This window comes from Flavobacterium sp. (assembly GCF_044368625.1).
Classification (GTDB): Bacteria; Bacteroidota; Bacteroidia; order Flavobacteriales; family Flavobacteriaceae; genus Flavobacterium.
In genome coordinates this window covers 1-15077 of sequence record NZ_JBIPPD010000064.1, presented here as the reverse complement: position 1 = coordinate 15077, position 15077 = coordinate 1, and the positions used below count along the sequence as shown (strand labels likewise).

General features: G+C 36.3%; 15 protein-coding genes. 4 read left to right on the top strand and 11 right to left on the bottom strand.

Annotated elements, in window-relative coordinates; genetic code table 11:
• Positions 1–56: 56 nt before the first annotated feature.
• From ACIQ2X_RS06910 to ACIQ2X_RS06860, 11 genes are all read right to left on the bottom strand, one after another.
• On the bottom strand, positions 57–275 hold the full coding sequence (locus ACIQ2X_RS06910; protein ID WP_396178195.1) for a hypothetical protein: 219 nt from the start codon (positions 273–275) through the stop codon (positions 57–59).
• Between the two features lie 3 nt (positions 276–278).
• The gene (locus tag ACIQ2X_RS06905) at positions 279–1541 is read right to left on the bottom strand and encodes an asparagine synthetase B (protein ID WP_396178194.1); all 1263 of its coding nucleotides are present in this window, start codon (positions 1539–1541) and stop codon (positions 279–281) included.
• Between the two features lie 82 nt (positions 1542–1623).
• On the bottom strand, positions 1624–3174 hold the full coding sequence (gene dnaB, locus ACIQ2X_RS06900; protein WP_396178193.1) for a replicative DNA helicase: 1551 nt from the start codon (positions 3172–3174) through the stop codon (positions 1624–1626).
• Positions 3175–3325: 151 nt separating this feature from the next.
• The gene (locus tag ACIQ2X_RS06895) at positions 3326–4279 is read right to left on the bottom strand and encodes an acetyl-CoA carboxylase carboxyltransferase subunit alpha (RefSeq protein WP_396178192.1); all 954 of its coding nucleotides are present in this window, start codon (positions 4277–4279) and stop codon (positions 3326–3328) included.
• A 122-nt stretch (positions 4280–4401) separates the two neighbouring features.
• Entirely contained in the window at positions 4402–5298 is an 897-nt protein-coding gene (locus ACIQ2X_RS06890) for a DMT family transporter (RefSeq protein WP_396178191.1), read from the bottom strand.
• A complete protein-coding gene (locus ACIQ2X_RS06885) occupies positions 5285–6370 on the bottom strand; it encodes an LptF/LptG family permease (RefSeq protein WP_396178190.1) in 1086 nt (361 codons plus the stop codon). The genes ACIQ2X_RS06890 and ACIQ2X_RS06885 overlap by 14 nt, the downstream gene beginning before the upstream one ends.
• Before the next feature lie 17 nt (positions 6371–6387).
• Positions 6388–7518, bottom strand: coding sequence for a tRNA guanosine(34) transglycosylase Tgt (gene tgt, locus ACIQ2X_RS06880; RefSeq protein ID WP_396178189.1), 1131 nt, complete (start codon positions 7516–7518; stop codon positions 6388–6390).
• 57 nt (positions 7519–7575) lie between these two features.
• On the bottom strand, positions 7576–8088 hold the full coding sequence (locus ACIQ2X_RS06875; protein WP_396178188.1) for a hypothetical protein: 513 nt from the start codon (positions 8086–8088) through the stop codon (positions 7576–7578).
• A gap of 494 nt (positions 8089–8582) precedes the next feature.
• Positions 8583–9992, bottom strand: coding sequence for an FAD-binding oxidoreductase (locus tag ACIQ2X_RS06870; RefSeq protein ID WP_396178187.1), 1410 nt, complete (start codon positions 9990–9992; stop codon positions 8583–8585).
• A 36-nt stretch (positions 9993–10028) separates the two neighbouring features.
• Complete coding sequence (locus ACIQ2X_RS06865) at positions 10029–11237, bottom strand: MFS transporter (protein WP_396178186.1); 1209 nt, start codon at positions 11235–11237, stop codon at positions 10029–10031.
• Between the two features lie 7 nt (positions 11238–11244).
• A complete protein-coding gene (locus ACIQ2X_RS06860) occupies positions 11245–12156 on the bottom strand; it encodes an AEC family transporter (protein WP_396178185.1) in 912 nt (303 codons plus the stop codon).
• Between the two features lie 147 nt (positions 12157–12303).
• Between ACIQ2X_RS06860 and meaB the strand changes: the two genes are divergently transcribed.
• The 4 genes from meaB to ACIQ2X_RS06840 form a co-directional block, all read left to right on the top strand.
• Complete coding sequence (gene meaB / locus ACIQ2X_RS06855) at positions 12304–13389, top strand: methylmalonyl Co-A mutase-associated GTPase MeaB (protein WP_396178184.1); 1086 nt, start codon at positions 12304–12306, stop codon at positions 13387–13389.
• A gap of 152 nt (positions 13390–13541) precedes the next feature.
• The gene (locus ACIQ2X_RS06850) at positions 13542–13775 is read left to right on the top strand and encodes a helix-turn-helix transcriptional regulator (RefSeq protein ID WP_396178183.1); all 234 of its coding nucleotides are present in this window, start codon (positions 13542–13544) and stop codon (positions 13773–13775) included.
• Positions 13768–14097 (top strand): HipA N-terminal domain-containing protein, encoded by a 330-nt coding sequence (locus tag ACIQ2X_RS06845; RefSeq protein WP_396178182.1) that lies wholly within the window; start codon positions 13768–13770, stop codon positions 14095–14097. The genes ACIQ2X_RS06850 and ACIQ2X_RS06845 overlap by 8 nt, the downstream gene beginning before the upstream one ends.
• Positions 14084–15077 (top strand): HipA domain-containing protein (locus ACIQ2X_RS06840; RefSeq protein ID WP_396178181.1); only part of this gene is annotated, 994 nt, incomplete at its 3' end. The genes ACIQ2X_RS06845 and ACIQ2X_RS06840, both read left to right, overlap by 14 nt.

Below are 15077 nucleotides of genomic sequence, written 5' to 3'. Positions count from 1 at the left end.
ACCTTTAAAATTATCCATAATTCAGTATTTAAAGGAACTAATATACGGAATTTAACTTAATAACTCAATAAATTTAACTTATATATTTCCGCCAGACCGAATAATAAATGTATTTGCTGAACGGTATTTTCAGGCTTCTTCAAATACTTGTTAAAATGCGTAATTGCTTCTGCTTTCTTATTTTGCAAAATCAAACGTTGACCATAGTCAATAATAGAATCCGACTGTGCAAACGAAAATTGACAAATCAGTAAAAAACTCACGAAGTATTTCATCGATTACGTTTTCTGCTTTTTCTTCTTTGCTGCCGGAAAGAGTACATTATTCAAAATCAAACGGTAACCTGGAGAATTGGGATGCAAGTCCAAAACCGTAGGCTTGTCCCCCACTCTATGTTGATAATCCTCGGGATCGTGACCGCCAAAATACGTAAAAAACCCCTTTCCTATTGGTCCATGAATGTAACGCGCTTCGCCGTTGTACTGACTTTCACCCATAATCAAAACATTTGATTTGATTAAATTTCGATCAAAAGAAGTGGTTTGACCCATAAATCCTTTTACCAATTGGGTATGATTTTGACAAAGCATACTGGGTACAAAATCCCATTTGGCCGAAAAATCCATAAGTGTAAAATAATCCTTTTCCATAGGCACTTTTCGCTTGGTGGTCATGTCAATATCCGAAAATTCATATTCGTTGGGATTGCGTTCTAAAATATAATCCTTGAAAGCAAAGCTGTTGCGGTATTCAATTTTAGATTGATAATTTCCTTCACTCGGATCGCCATCAAACATGGGCTCGCAAATGTCCACACCCTCGGCAGCCAAAGCGATGTCAAAACTATCCGTTGCCGAACACATGGCAAACATAAATCCGCCACCAATGACAAAATCTCGAATTTTTTTGGCTACAGCCAATTTCGATTCCGAAACCTTGCTGAAGCCCAATTTTGCAGCCAGAGCTTCAGACTCTTTTTTTTGTTCGATATACCAAGGCGTGTTTTTATAAGTGCCAAAAAATTTACCGTATTGACCCGTAAAATCTTCATGGTGCAGGTGCAACCAGTCGTATAAAATCAGTTTATCTTCCAAAACTTCTTCGTCATAAATTGCTGTAAATGGAATTTCGGCATAAGTCAATACCAGCGTTACGGCGTCGTCCCAGGGCTGTTTGCCCTTTGGCGTGTAAACGGCAACTTTGGGTGTTCGTTCTAAAACTACGGCTTCCATATTTTGAGATGGACTCTCAATTTCAGCTAGAATTACGTTGGTTTCAGCATCAGAAAGAGGTTCAAAACTCACGCCTCGAATCTGACATTCTTTACGAATTTCGGGAGCGTCAGGCAGCAAAAACGAACCGCCACGGTAATTGAGTAGCCAACTCACTTTGTACTGTTTTTCGAGCGTCCAGTAGGTAATTCCGTAAGCTTTCAAGTGATTTTGTTGCGTTGTTTCGTCCATCGGGATCAGGAGAAAACCTGCTTTTGCAGAAATCGTAAACAGAAAAAAAAGAAGATATAATGAAATTTTAAAAGGCATTTTTAAATTTTTTATTTCAAAGATAACAGAATAAACCCAAAAGTAATCATAAAAAATCCGCTCGAGGCGGATTTGTATGCTTTTAAAAAGGAACGTCGCTATCGTCGTCAAAATTGTTGCTTCGGCTGCCAAAAGCCTCGTTGGGCGAAGGCAAACTTCTTGGGGTGGTAAACGGATTTTGATCGTCCAAATTCATTTTGGAAGGCAAATCGTCATAACCTTCACCATAGTTTTCAAGGTTATCGAATTTACCGAGGTTTCCAATAAATTTCAGTCGGATGTTTTCTAAACTACCATTACGGTGTTTTGCGATGATAAACTCTGCCTGACCATCTGTTGGCGAATGTTCGTCGTCGTCCCACTCATCAATTTTATAATACTCAGGACGGTAAATAAACGATACGATATCGGCATCTTGCTCAATCGCACCCGATTCCCTCAAATCCGAAAGCAAAGGTCTCTTGCTCGATCCACGTGTTTCAACGGCTCGAGAAAGTTGTGAAAGTGCGATTACGGGAACCGCTAATTCTTTGGCCAAAGCTTTTAAATTACGAGAAATGGTCGAAATTTCTTGTTCCCGATTTCCGCCTCCTTTTCCGTTTCCACCAGCGGTCATTAACTGCAAATAATCAACAACAATTAATTTGATTCCGTATTGCGAAGCCAAACGTCTGGATTTCGCCCGAAGATCAAAAATGGAGAGTGACGGTGTATCGTCAATGTACAAAGGGGCTTTTTCGAGATTTTTTACTTTAATACTTAATTGTTCCCACTCGTGTTTTTCTAGTTTACCGGTTCGCAATTTCTCAGAAGACAAACCCGTTTCGGATGAAATCAAACGTGTAATCAACTGAACAGAGGACATTTCGAGAGAAAATAGTGCCACGGGATGACCGAAATCAATAGCAATGTTTCTTGCCATTGAAAGTACGAACGCAGTTTTCCCCATTCCGGGTCGAGCTGCAATGATAATCAAATCACTGGGTTGCCATCCGGAAGTCACTTTGTCCAAAAGTTCAAAACCTGTAGCCACCCCACTCAAACCTTCTTTACCGGCTATTTCTTCAATTCGTTTTTTGGCTTGGATAACCAAACTCTGAGCCGTTTCTGAACTTCGCTTAATGTTGCCTTGAGTTACTTCATACAGTTTGGACTCGGCTTTGTCAAGCAAATCAAAAACGTCTGTTGATTCATCGTATGATTCTTCGATGATCTCAGAAGAAATTTTAATTAAACTACGTTGTATAAATTTCTGTAAGATAATTCGTGAGTGAAACTCGATATGTGCCGAGGAAGAAATTTTTTGCGTTAGCTGAATCAAATAAAAATCGCCACCTGCCATTTCCAGTTTTGCATTCTTTTTCAGCTGAGCCGAAACTGTTAATAAGTCAATAGGCTGAGTATCTGTGAATAACTGTACAATGGCTTCAAATATATGCTTGTGTGCGTCTTTATAAAATGCGTCTGGTTGCAAAATATCAATAACTTCATCGACTCCTTTTTTATCAATCATCATCGCACCCAAAACGGCTTCTTCTAAATCAAGCGCTTGTGGTGGGAGTTTCCCTTTCTCTAAATTGATAATGGTAGTTTTATCTACTTTTATCGGGTTGATATTTCTGACATTTTCCATTGTGCGAATGTAACTAAAAATAAAAAAATTATTGGAATGAGTTGTCATTCCAAACTGTTGATAAATAAAGAAAAATTGTTGATAAGTCAAAAAAAATCCGTCTCGTAGCGCTTTGCTGGACGAGACGGATTGGTGCTACTTTTGTAAGAAATTACTCTTTAAATTCGCCCATTTTACTGTATTTATCCATCCTTTGCTCCACCAGTTGCAATGTTGATAAATCTTTTAGCTCATCAAAAGATTTTAAAATATATTCTTGTACCGTTTTAAAAGCAGTTTCGCGGTCATAATGTGCACCACCAAGAGGTTCAGGAATAATATCATCCACCAGCTTCTGCTTTTTCATATCGGTTGAAGTCAGTTTCAGTGCATCCGCAGCTTTTTCTTTATATTCCCAACTTTTCCACAAAATTGACGAACATGATTCTGGAGAAATTACAGAATACCAAGTGTTTTCCATCATCAAAACGCGGTCGCCTACGCCTATTCCTAATGCACCACCTGAAGCACCTTCACCAACAATCACTGTTACAATAGGGGTTTTAAGTCGCATCATTTCCAGAATATTTCTCGCGATAGCTTCACCTTGACCCCGTTCTTCGGCTTCTAATCCAGGATATGCACCAGGAGTGTCAATTAAAGTCAGTACCGGAATGTTGAATTTTTCGGCCATTTTCATCAATCGCAACGCTTTTCGGTACCCTTCAGGATTTGCCATTCCGAAATTTCGAAACTGTCGTGTTTTGGTATTAAAACCTTTTTGTTGACCAACAATCATGAAAGATTGACCGCCAATTTTTCCTAAACCACCTACCATGGCTTTGTCGTCTTTAAAGCCTCTATCGCCAAATAATTCTAGAAAAGTATCCCCACATAAAGCACGGATATGATCCATTGTATAAGGCCGATTAGGATGTCTTGAGAGTTGAACACGCTGCCAGGCAGTTAGATTTTTATAAATCTTCTTCTTGGTTTCTTCTAATTTTTTTTCAATTTGTTTGCATGTATTGGTTACGTCAACATTGGATTCTAGACCAATTATTTGACATTTATCCAACTGATCCTCAAGTTCTTTTATAGGAAGCTCAAAATCTAAATATTCCATAGGGTTTGTGCGTTTTTTAATTTGGTTCGAACTACAAAGATAAAATATAAAATGGTGAACGAAAGATTTTTTTTTTATTTATCGTATGCTGTTTTTTTTTTGCAATTTGGCACTTTTCAAATTTACTCCAATTGCTTTTTCGCTTTAATTTTATTCTTAATTACGCCATTTAGTATAACAGTTATTAAAATCAAACCTGAACCGATGTAAAAGGGCATACTCATTTTTTCGTCTTCACCAATAATAAAGTACGCGAGAACAATTCCATAAACTGGCTCAAGATTGGTGGTTAACATTACTGTGTAAGGCGATAATCGTTTCATCACATGTACCGAAGCGGTAAAAGCGTATGCGGTACAAATGGAAGCGAGAACGAGGATGAGCATCCAGTCCGTTCCTGAAATTTGGAAGAATTGAGCGTTAAATTTTCCATCAAAAAGTAAGTATACAGAAACGAATAAAAAACCAGCAAAAAACTCGTAGACCGTAATTACAGTCGAATCGTGTTGCTGGATTAATTTGCCATTAAAAAGGGTAAAAAGCACACCAATAAATACCGAAAATAAGGCATAAAGAATGCCTTCTAAGTATTTAATTTCAACTTGCATAATGATGAATAATCCTGCTATAATAATCAATCCAAAAAGTACTTCGTACCAAAGCATTTTTCTTTTGTAAATTAAAGGTTCTAAAATGGATGCAAAAAAAGCACCCATAGAAAACATCGCTAAAGTTATGGCTACATTGGAAACATTAATGGCTTTAAAAAAATAAATCCAGTGAATGGCAATCAGGAAACCAACCAAGATCAGTTTGACCACTGATTTTAGTGGAAGTCGTAGCGATTGCTTTTTGTAAAGTAAATAAATTACTAAAAATATTCCTGCAAGACCCATACGATACCACACCAAGGAAGCTTCTCTAACGGTAATTAAAGCGCCTAAAACGGCTGTAAAACCCCAAATAAAAACGATGAAATGGAGGTTTAAGTAACTTTTTAAATAATTATTTTCTTGCATTGTTGAGAAGGTAAACGGCTAAAATACCGAAGCTAATGTTGGGAATCCAAACGGCTAAAAGTGGCGGAATACTTGATTTCTCGGCCAAAACACCAAATATTTTATCAAAAAAGATAAAAGTAAATGCTAGACCAATTCCAATGGCGAGGTTCATTCCCATTCCGCCACGGCGTTTCATCGAAGAAACGGCAACGGCAATAATAGTCAATATAAAAGCCGATACTGGAATACTGTATTTCTTGTATAAAACCACCAAATAGGTATTGATATTGGACGATCCACGTTCGCGCTCTTTATCGATAAACTTATTTAATTCGCCCAAAGAAAGAGTTTCTGCAACATAAACGGTTGGAGTTAAATCCTCTAAATCAAAAGTGAAAACGGTATCTTTTTTGGGTAGAATTTCGATTTTGTCATTCAAAGTACCTACGGTTCGTTTATGATAACCAAACATCGTGTAGGAACTGTCTTTTTCGTTCCAAGAAATTCTATTTGCAGCAATTTTATAATCTAGTGTGTTGTCTTTTTTGAATTTTTCTAACGTAAAATTAAAAGCGGTTTTACTTTCTTGGTTAAAACTTCCTACATATATATAGGTTTTATCGTCTAATTGTCGGAACACATCTGCACTTTTACGCATTTCGTTTTTTCCGTTTCCTTTGAGGTAGGAGTATCTAAAATTGTTAAATCCTTCACTGGCACTTGGCACAAGGAAAAACCCCATCAATAGCGAAAAAACAGAAATGATAGATGCACCAATAATGTAAGGTCGTAAAAATCGCGTGAATGAAATACCTGAACTCAATATAGCAATGATTTCGGTATTGTTGGCTAACTTGGAAGTAAACCAAATGACCGATAAGAACAAAAATATGGGAAATAAAAGGTTGGCAAAATAGATTGTGAAGTCAAGATAGTACATCGCAATTTTAGCAAAAGGCACTTTATTCTGCAGCATTTTATTTACTTTTTCCGAAACGTCAATTACAATTCCTATTGGAATAAACAATAATAACATGACACTAAAAGTAGCCAGATATCGCTTTAAAATATATTTGTCAATAATATGCATCTGTAACTGTTAAAGTCTTATAATCGTTGACTCATTTGTTTCACCATCATTTCTTTCCACGTTCTAAAATCGCCTGCAATGATGTGCTTTCGGGCTTCACGCACGAGCCACATATAGAATCCAAGGTTATGAATGGTTGCAATTTGTTTTCCCAAATATTCGTTTGCAGCAAATAAATGACGCAAATATGCTTTGGTATATTCGGTATCTACAAAAGTGTGTCCCATTTCATCGACTGGAGAAAAATCAGCTTCCCACTTTTTATTTTTAATATTGATGGTTCCGTGAGCCGTAAAGAGCATTCCGTTTCGGGCATTTCGAGTGGGCATTACACAGTCGAACATATCAATTCCTAACGCAATATTCTCTAAAATATTTGTAGGCGTTCCAACTCCCATGAGGTATCGGGGTTTATCTTCTGGAAGAATTTCGGTTACCACTTCGGTCATGGCGTACATTTCTTCGGCAGGTTCACCTACAGAAAGTCCTCCAATTGCATTTCCTTGTTGATTGGAATTGGCAATATATTCGGCCGATTGTCTACGCAAGTCTTTGTAGGTACTTCCTTGAACTATGGGGAAAAAAGTTTGTTCGTAACCGTATTTATAAGGTAATTTTTCTAGATGATTGATGCAACGATCGAGCCAACGGTGTGTCATTTTCATCGAACGTTGGGCATATTTATAATCACACGGATACGGTGTACACTCGTCAAAAGCCATGATGATATCTGCTCCAATGGTTCGCTGAATTTCCATTACATTTTCGGGCGTAAAGAAGTGATACGAACCGTCAATGTGCGATTTGAACTTCACTCCCTCTTCTTTGATTTTACGATTAGCCGATAAAGAATAGACTTGATAACCACCCGAATCAGTTAAAATAGGTCGGTCCCAGTTCATAAATTTATGTAATCCACCGGCTTTCTCAAGAATTTCGGTTTGTGGACGTAAATACAAATGATACGTATTACCAAGAATGATATCAGGATTTATTTCCTCTTTAAGTTCCCGTTGGTGTACTCCTTTTACAGAAGCCACTGTTCCTACAGGCATAAAAATTGGGGTTTCAATAACGCCGTGATCGGTGGTGATACTTCCCGCACGTGCCTTAGATTGCGGATCTTTTGCTAATAAATCAAACTTCATAAATGCGATTTTCTGCCGGTGAATTTAAGTGGGCAAATATAAGTGTTTTATCGCTTATCAATCGGGAATCACTTGGTAAATTAACAAATTATAAACGACAACATCATACACCATTTTAGTTGTGAAAATTATAAATGAAAAAAAAACCACCAAAAAATTGGTGGCTTTACACTTTAAAACAAATACCAAAAAATTAAAATCCACATTTAATTTAAACTCATCCTCTTCAGCATCAAGTAAATAGTTAAAACTGGGACCCGCCATTAAATGAATTTTTTCTGCAACCGCATATTTTCCTAATACGGGTACGGTTAACATATTAAAGTCTTTAATTGCTACATAAAGTACTTCTGGTTGTACAGCAAAAGATTCTGTAATACCAATTGATGCAAAACCACCTACAAAAAATCCTGTTTCAGAAGCTTTTCCAGATACTGTAAGACCTCCAACTGTTGCTGTTTGCTCAACAGTAGCCAAATCAACTCCTGCACGAACACCAAATTTTGTTTCTTGTGCAGTTCCATAAAATGTTCCTGCTAAAACACATACTGCTGTTAAAATTTTTTTCATTTTATAAATTTGTTATTGGTTAATAAAGTAAAATTAATGAAAATATTTTTGACAACAATACGCTATTTGTCGTATTTTTTAACTTAAAATTAATTAAATTGATTTTTATTTATTGCCTGCGATAAAACTCGCAAATACGATTCAAAACCATAAAACAACATAATTGAGAAAAGTTAAACCCTACGAAAGGCAGATGGGAAAACGTAATTTTGGACTTTAAAAAACCACGAATAAATGATTTTTTGTTATTGTAAAATTATGAATAAAATGCTGTCTTCCCGTTTGAAATTAAGCAGTAACAAATCCATTTAATGCTATATTATACACAGCAAAAAAGCAAAATTAATGTAAATACCAACTCTACTATATATACTTCTAACGAACAATTCAGAAAAAAGTTTAAAAACGGTCAACAAAATAATCGACTTATCGAAAATGCCAATTTCATAAGCTTTTCGAACTGCTCAACTCCCAAAAAAGTATTTTACTTTTAATCAGAGATCAGGGAAAATTTTCCTAGGATTTAATATATGATTGGGGTCGAATACGTTTTTTATATTTCGCATTAAATCCATCTGAACTTTTGAAAAAGCGATGTCCATATAGTCTTTTTGGACATATCCGATTCCATGTTCGCCAGAAAGTGTGCCTTTTAAAGAAACCGTAAGTTCGAAAATTTCGCGAATCCCTTTTGGAATTTCGGTATGCCAAGCTTCCTCACTCATGTTTTCTTTAACAATATTGACGTGCAAATTTCCATCGCCCGCGTGACCGTAACATACTGATTTGAAACCGTATTTGTTTCCGATTTCTTTGATTCCCGAAAGTAATTTCGGTAATTCATATCTTGGTACGACGGTGTCTTCTTCTTTGTAAATCGAATTGGATTTAACTGCTTCTCCAACCGCCCGACGTAATTTCCACAACGCATTTTTCTGGTCTTCGGTGTCGGCAAATAAAATTTCATCGATTTCAAATTGTTCTAAAACCAGACTGATTTTCTCGGCTTCGTTGAATAGAATTTCAGGATAATTACCATCCACTTCAATGAGTAAATGGGCTTGAATTTCATCTTTTATTGAAATATTTACATCATTTACATAGCGCAATGTCCAATCAATGGCGTCGCGTTCCATAAACTCTAATGCACTGGGAACAATTCCGGCGTGAAAAATTTTGGCAACAGCCTCACATGCTTCGTTTGCTTTAAAAAAAGGAACTAACATTAAAACCGTGTGTGCGTTTTTAGGCAACAATTTTAAAACAATTTTAGTAATTACTCCTAAAGTTCCTTCACTTCCCACCATCAATTGCGTTAAATTATATCCTGTGGAATTTTTTAAAGTATTGGCTCCTGTCCAAATAATTTCGCCAGAAGGCAAAACCACTTCTAAATTCAACACATAATCTTTTGTTACGCCATATTTTACGGCTCGAGCTCCACCGGCATTTTCGGCAACATTTCCGCCAATCCAGCAACTGCCTTGCGAACTCGGATCGGGTGGATAAAACAACCCTTTCTCGGCAACAGCTTCACGCAAAACTTGTGTAATCACCGCTGGTTCAACAGTAATTTGCAAATTATTTTCGTCAATTTCGATAATTTTATTCAAGCGTTCCATTGCCAAGCCAATTCCTTGATTTAGGCACAAAGCACCACCGCTTAAACCCGTTTGAGCGCCAATGGGAGTTACTGGGATCAAATATTCGTTTGCCAGTTTCAAAACAGCACTAATCTCAGCTGTATCGGCAGGTTTTAGTAGTACTGCAGGCGGAAAGTTATAATCTTCCGTTTCGTCGTGGCCGTATTTCTTTCGAGTTTCTTCGTCGGTAAAAATAAATTTTTCGCCTACAATTTGCGTCAGTTTTTGTAGAATTTCGGTTGTAATAACTCCTTTATTCATATTTTAGTGTAAAAAAAACGTTCTAAATCAAAAATACTATTTCTTCTTCAAATTAGGCAAAAACAAAGCAACTATTCCGATAAGAGGTAAATAAGCACAAATTTGGTACACATAAATGATACTCGTTTTATCGGCCAAAGACCCCAATAATGCCGAACCCAAACCGCCCATTCCAAAAGCAAATCCATAAAATAAACCTGAAACCATCCCGAGCTTTTTGGGTAATAATTCTTGTGCGTATACTAGAATTGCTGGAAAAGCAGAAGAGATAATCATTCCGATGACGACTGACAAAACACCTGTCCAAAATAAATCGGCAAAAGGCAACAATAAAGTAAAAGGAGCCGCTCCAAGAACAGAAAACCAAATCACATACTTTCGACCGAATTTATCTCCTAAAGGTCCGCCGATTAAAGTCCCAACAGCACAAGCAGCCAAAAACCAAAAAAGATGAAATTGAGCATCTTGAATGGAAAGTTGAAATTTGTCCATTAAATAAAACGTAAAATAGCTGGAAATACTTGCCGTGTAAAAAAACTTTGAAAAAATCAATATCATTAACGTTATTATTGCAAAAGTCACTTGCTTTTTAGTCAAATCAGGCAACACGATATTCGCTTTCGTTTTGGCTCTTAGATTTAAATGATTTTGATACCAAAAAGCAATTCGGTACAATACAAAAAGAGCTAGTAAAGCAATTATTGCAAACCAAACAATATGATGCTGCGATCGAGGAACTACAATAAATGCTACTAAAAGGGGCCCAATTGCTGTTCCTGCATTTCCACCCAATTGAAATATGGATTGTGCCAAACCCCTCTTTCCGCCGGAAGCTAAAAACGAAATTCGCGACGATTCGGGGTGAAATATCGATGATCCAATACCGATTAAAACTACTGCCATAATGACTAACCCAAAACTATTGGCGTATGCCAAAGAAATAATTCCTGCCAACGAAAAAAGCATTCCGAACATTTGCGAAAAAGGTTTCGGGTTTTTATCGGTGTATAAACCTACTAGCGGCTGCAAGATGGAAGCCGCCAATTGATACGACAACGTGATTAAACCGATTTGTGCAAAAGACAAATTATAATTTTCTTTCAAAATCGGATAAGCAGCTGGAATAACCGCTTGTAATAAATCATTGAATAAATGCGCTATCGCAACGGCAAATAAAATTGGGTAGACCGTTTTTTGGGCGATTTCGGTAGAAGAATTTGAAATTGTAGAATCTAATGTTTTCATAGCAAATTTAAAAAATCTGTAAAATCCAAAACCAGAAAGCAAGCGAGATAAACGAAAGCGGAATTCCAAAACCGATCATCATGCTACTCAATTTGGGTTTTAAACCATAAGTTGATGCCAAAATTGCACCTGTAATCATTGGTGCCATTGCTGCTTCCATAATGGAAACATCGATAACTACTCCGCTTTTTTTCAGAATAAAAAGATATAAAACAACGAAAAAAGATGGCATTATCAATAGTTTGAATGCCAATCCCAATGTTAAAAATTGCCAATGTTTGCTTTCTCTTTCAAATCGAAGTTGTAAACCAACGGCAATCAAAGCAATTGGTGTTACGGTAGCACCTAATTTTTGAAAAACAATTTGCATTTCGTTGGTAAAATCATATTTAAGAATATTCATAAATCCAGCTGCGATAAACGCAATGAAAGGAGGGAATAAAACTACTTTTTTTAGAATTTCAAAAGCATTTGCCGTGCCTCTGGAATAGTAGGTTGCCACCAAAATTCCTAAAGTAGAAAGTACTATAAAACTACCCGGTTGATCAACAATAATAGCTGTTTCAAGACCTTCTTTTCCATACAAGGCCTCGATAACGGGAAAACCCACAAAGGACGTATTTCCTAAACCTCCCGTCAAAACCAGACAGCCAATTAACTTTTTAGACCATCCTAAAATTTTTCCTAAAAGAGCAAAAAACACAAAAGCTAACCCAAATCCGAGCCAAGCCACACCTATGGGATACAATAAATCGGTACTGATTTTAATTTTAGGAATGTAGTACAATGCCAAAGCCGGCAATGAAATGTATATTATTAATTGATTGAGCGTTTGAGCGCTGTTTTGTGGAAAACTTTTTACCTTTTGGAGAATGAATCCAATAACTAGACAGATAAAAATTAAAATAATGTTTTCCATAGCTTAAAAGAGAATGCAAAAATACTATTATAAAACTGCTTAGCATATTTTTAACGCACTTTTATAAACTACACTTCACTCCTATTTTCTTGAATGCTTTTTGAAACCTTGTCTGTTTTTCTTACTTTTACTTTTCAAATCAAATAGGTGAAAAATTCAGCTCCAAAAACATCCGCATTATCAGAAAAAAAAGGCATTTCGACCCCTGAAATTGTCAATAAAAATTCGGTTGCAAACATTCAACGCTTTCGCAAAGAGCAGCCTTCAGCTGAGGAACTGGTTAGCGGCATTTTGGCCGGAAACATGACCGCTTTAAGTCGTGCTATAACTTTAGTTGAAAGCACTAACATTGGACATTTGGCAAAAGCCAATACTATAATAAATGCCTGTTTGCCCCACTCCAAAAAGTCGGTTCGAATTGGAATTACAGGTGTTCCTGGCGTTGGAAAAAGTACCTTTATTGAAGCCTTTGGAACTTATTTAACCGGTTTAGGAAAAAAAGTCGCCGTATTGGCTGTAGATCCGAGTTCGACCATTTCGCATGGAAGTATCTTGGGAGATAAGACCCGAATGGAAGAATTGGTTAAAGATAAAAATGCTTACATCCGACCTTCGGCTTCTGGAGCAACCTTAGGAGGTGTAGCCCGAAAAACCCGCGAAACCATTACACTTTGCGAAGCAAATGGATTTGATGTTATCATTATTGAAACAGTAGGTGTGGGTCAAAGTGAAACCGCAGTACACAGTATGGTTGATTTTTTTCTGCTTTTGAAAATAGCGGGAGCTGGAGACGAATTGCAAGGAATTAAAAGAGGTATTATGGAAATGGCCGATGCTATTGTCATCAACAAAGCCGATGGCGACAACATCAAAAAAGCACAACTTGCCAAGATTGAATTCAATCGAGCGTTGCATTTATTTCCTGCTAAAAATTCGGGATGGAATCCAAAAGTAACGACCTGCAGTTCCATTTCAAAAGCAGGAGTTGATACCGTTTGGGAAACCATTACGAGTTATTTAGAGTTGACAACTTCCAACCATTATTTTGAAGAAAAACGTCGAGAACAAAATCAATATTGGATGATGGAAACCATTGACGAACAACTACGATCAAACTTTTACAACAATCCCGACATAAGAAAATTGCTTGAAGAAAACAAAGCTGCAGTTGCTACAAATGTCAAATCCCCTTTTGCAGCAGCAACCGAATTACTTCAAAATTACTTCAAATAATTTCATAAATTATACCCTAACTACATCAAAATATAAAAAATATTCATTTTTATGCTATTAAAGGTATAAAAAAATAATAAAATTAAAAAATATACCATATTAGGTATTAAAAATCAAAAAAATAGTATATTTGTAGGTTTAAAGGTATAAAAATGAAAGAAAATCTAAACAACATCAGCCTTCACGTAAAAAAAAGACGAAAAGAAAACAAACTCACACAGCCCGAACTAGCTCTAAAAGCGGGAGTAGGATTGCGATTTGTAAGAGATTTAGAACAAGGAAAAAACACCTTACGAACAGACAAAGTAAACGATGTATTGCGTTTATTTGGCGAAGAATTGGGGGTCGTTTCAATGCATCGAGAAAAAATAATTAGTAATGAATAGAAGTGGAAAAGTATATCTAAAAAACGTGTTTTGTGGCGTAGTAAGTGAAACTGACGCTGGTTATTCATTCGAATATGATATAGATTATTTACAAAATGACCAAGCAGAATCCGTAAGTGTAACTTTGCCTGTTTCTCAAAAAAAATTTCATAGTACAACATTGTTTGCCTTTTTTGACGGATTAATCCCCGAAGGTTGGCTGTTGGACTTGGCAGAAAAAAATTGGAAAATAAATTATAAAGACCGGATGGGATTACTACTCACCTGCTGTAAAGACTGCATTGGTGCTGTAAGTGTGGAAAATAACAATGAAAAATTATAAGAAGAAATATTTAGCACGTCAAAACTTTCCGATGCAAGTACTCGAAAAAAGTACTTTCTACGGTAAAAGGTGTTTGCATTGTTATGAAGTCTTATTTGACCAAAATTCTGATTTTCATGAAGCATGTAACAAACGATTTTTTGGACAATTAAAAACACCCCAACTCGCCTATAATTTAGAAGACTTACAAGAACTAGCTACCCAAGTCATCCAAAGTCAAATGGCGGTTACAGGAGTGCAAGCCAAAGTTTCGCTGAGCTTATACCGAAAGCAAGAAAAAAATCTTACTAAAAAATTAACAATAGTAGGACTTTACGGCGATTATATCCTCAAACCACCGTCTGAACACTATGAACAATTGCCTGAACTTGAAAGTGCAACCATGCACATGGCTGAAGTTTGTGGTATTAAAGTAGTCCCGCATAGTTTAGTAAAACTGCAGGACGAAACTTTATGTTACATTACCAAGCGAGTGGACCGAACCCGAAAAGGGAAGTTGCAAATGGAAGATATGTGCCAACTTAGCGAGCGATTGACCGAAGATAAATATAAGGGAAGTCATGAACAAGTTGCAAAATTGGTATTAAAATATTCGAACGCGCCCTTACTGGATGTCAGTAATTTTTACGAACAAGTACTTTTTAGTTTTTTTACTGGAAATTCGGATATGCATTTGAAAAACTTTTCACTTTTGGAAAAAGAAGGATTAGGAATGAGTCTTTGTCCTGCTTACGATTTAGTACCGACAACATTAGTAAACCCAAACGATACTGAAGAATTGGCACTGACATTGAATGCAAAAAAAAGGAAATTGAAGTATGCCGATTTTTTATTGGCTTATGAAAATGGTGGTTTGAATAAAAAAGTATTGGATCATACGTTGGAACTTTTCTTGTATGCAAAAGCGGAAATGTTGTCTGTTTTAGAAAAAAGTTTTGTAAGTGATAATTATAAAGCAAAATACCTAACCATAATAGAAA

What these genes read in the sequence shown, in the direction of transcription:
- ACIQ2X_RS06905 (WP_396178194.1), bottom strand. Translation starts at nt 1,541, where the DNA reads ATGCCTTTTAAAATTTCATTATATCTTCTTTTTTTTCTGTTTACGATT.
- ACIQ2X_RS06860 (WP_396178185.1), bottom strand. Translation starts at nt 12,156, where the DNA reads ATGGAAAACATTATTTTAATTTTTATCTGTCTAGTTATTGGATTCATT.
- tgt (WP_396178189.1), bottom strand. Translation starts at nt 7,518, where the DNA reads ATGAAGTTTGATTTATTAGCAAAAGATCCGCAATCTAAGGCACGTGCG.
- ACIQ2X_RS06850 (WP_396178183.1), top strand. Translation starts at nt 13,542, where the DNA reads ATGAAAGAAAATCTAAACAACATCAGCCTTCACGTAAAAAAAAGACGA.
- ACIQ2X_RS06865 (WP_396178186.1), bottom strand. Translation starts at nt 11,237, where the DNA reads ATGAAAACATTAGATTCTACAATTTCAAATTCTTCTACCGAAATCGCC.
- ACIQ2X_RS06885 (WP_396178190.1), bottom strand. Translation starts at nt 6,370, where the DNA reads ATGCATATTATTGACAAATATATTTTAAAGCGATATCTGGCTACTTTT.
- dnaB (WP_396178193.1), bottom strand. Translation starts at nt 3,174, where the DNA reads ATGGAAAATGTCAGAAATATCAACCCGATAAAAGTAGATAAAACTACC.
- ACIQ2X_RS06890 (WP_396178191.1), bottom strand. Translation starts at nt 5,298, where the DNA reads ATGCAAGAAAATAATTATTTAAAAAGTTACTTAAACCTCCATTTCATC.
- ACIQ2X_RS06875 (WP_396178188.1), bottom strand. Translation starts at nt 8,088, where the DNA reads ATGAAAAAAATTTTAACAGCAGTATGTGTTTTAGCAGGAACATTTTAT.
- ACIQ2X_RS06910 (WP_396178195.1), bottom strand. Translation starts at nt 275, where the DNA reads ATGAAATACTTCGTGAGTTTTTTACTGATTTGTCAATTTTCGTTTGCA.
- ACIQ2X_RS06870 (WP_396178187.1), bottom strand. Translation starts at nt 9,992, where the DNA reads ATGAATAAAGGAGTTATTACAACCGAAATTCTACAAAAACTGACGCAA.
- ACIQ2X_RS06845 (WP_396178182.1), top strand. Translation starts at nt 13,768, where the DNA reads ATGAATAGAAGTGGAAAAGTATATCTAAAAAACGTGTTTTGTGGCGTA.
- ACIQ2X_RS06895 (WP_396178192.1), bottom strand. Translation starts at nt 4,279, where the DNA reads ATGGAATATTTAGATTTTGAGCTTCCTATAAAAGAACTTGAGGATCAG.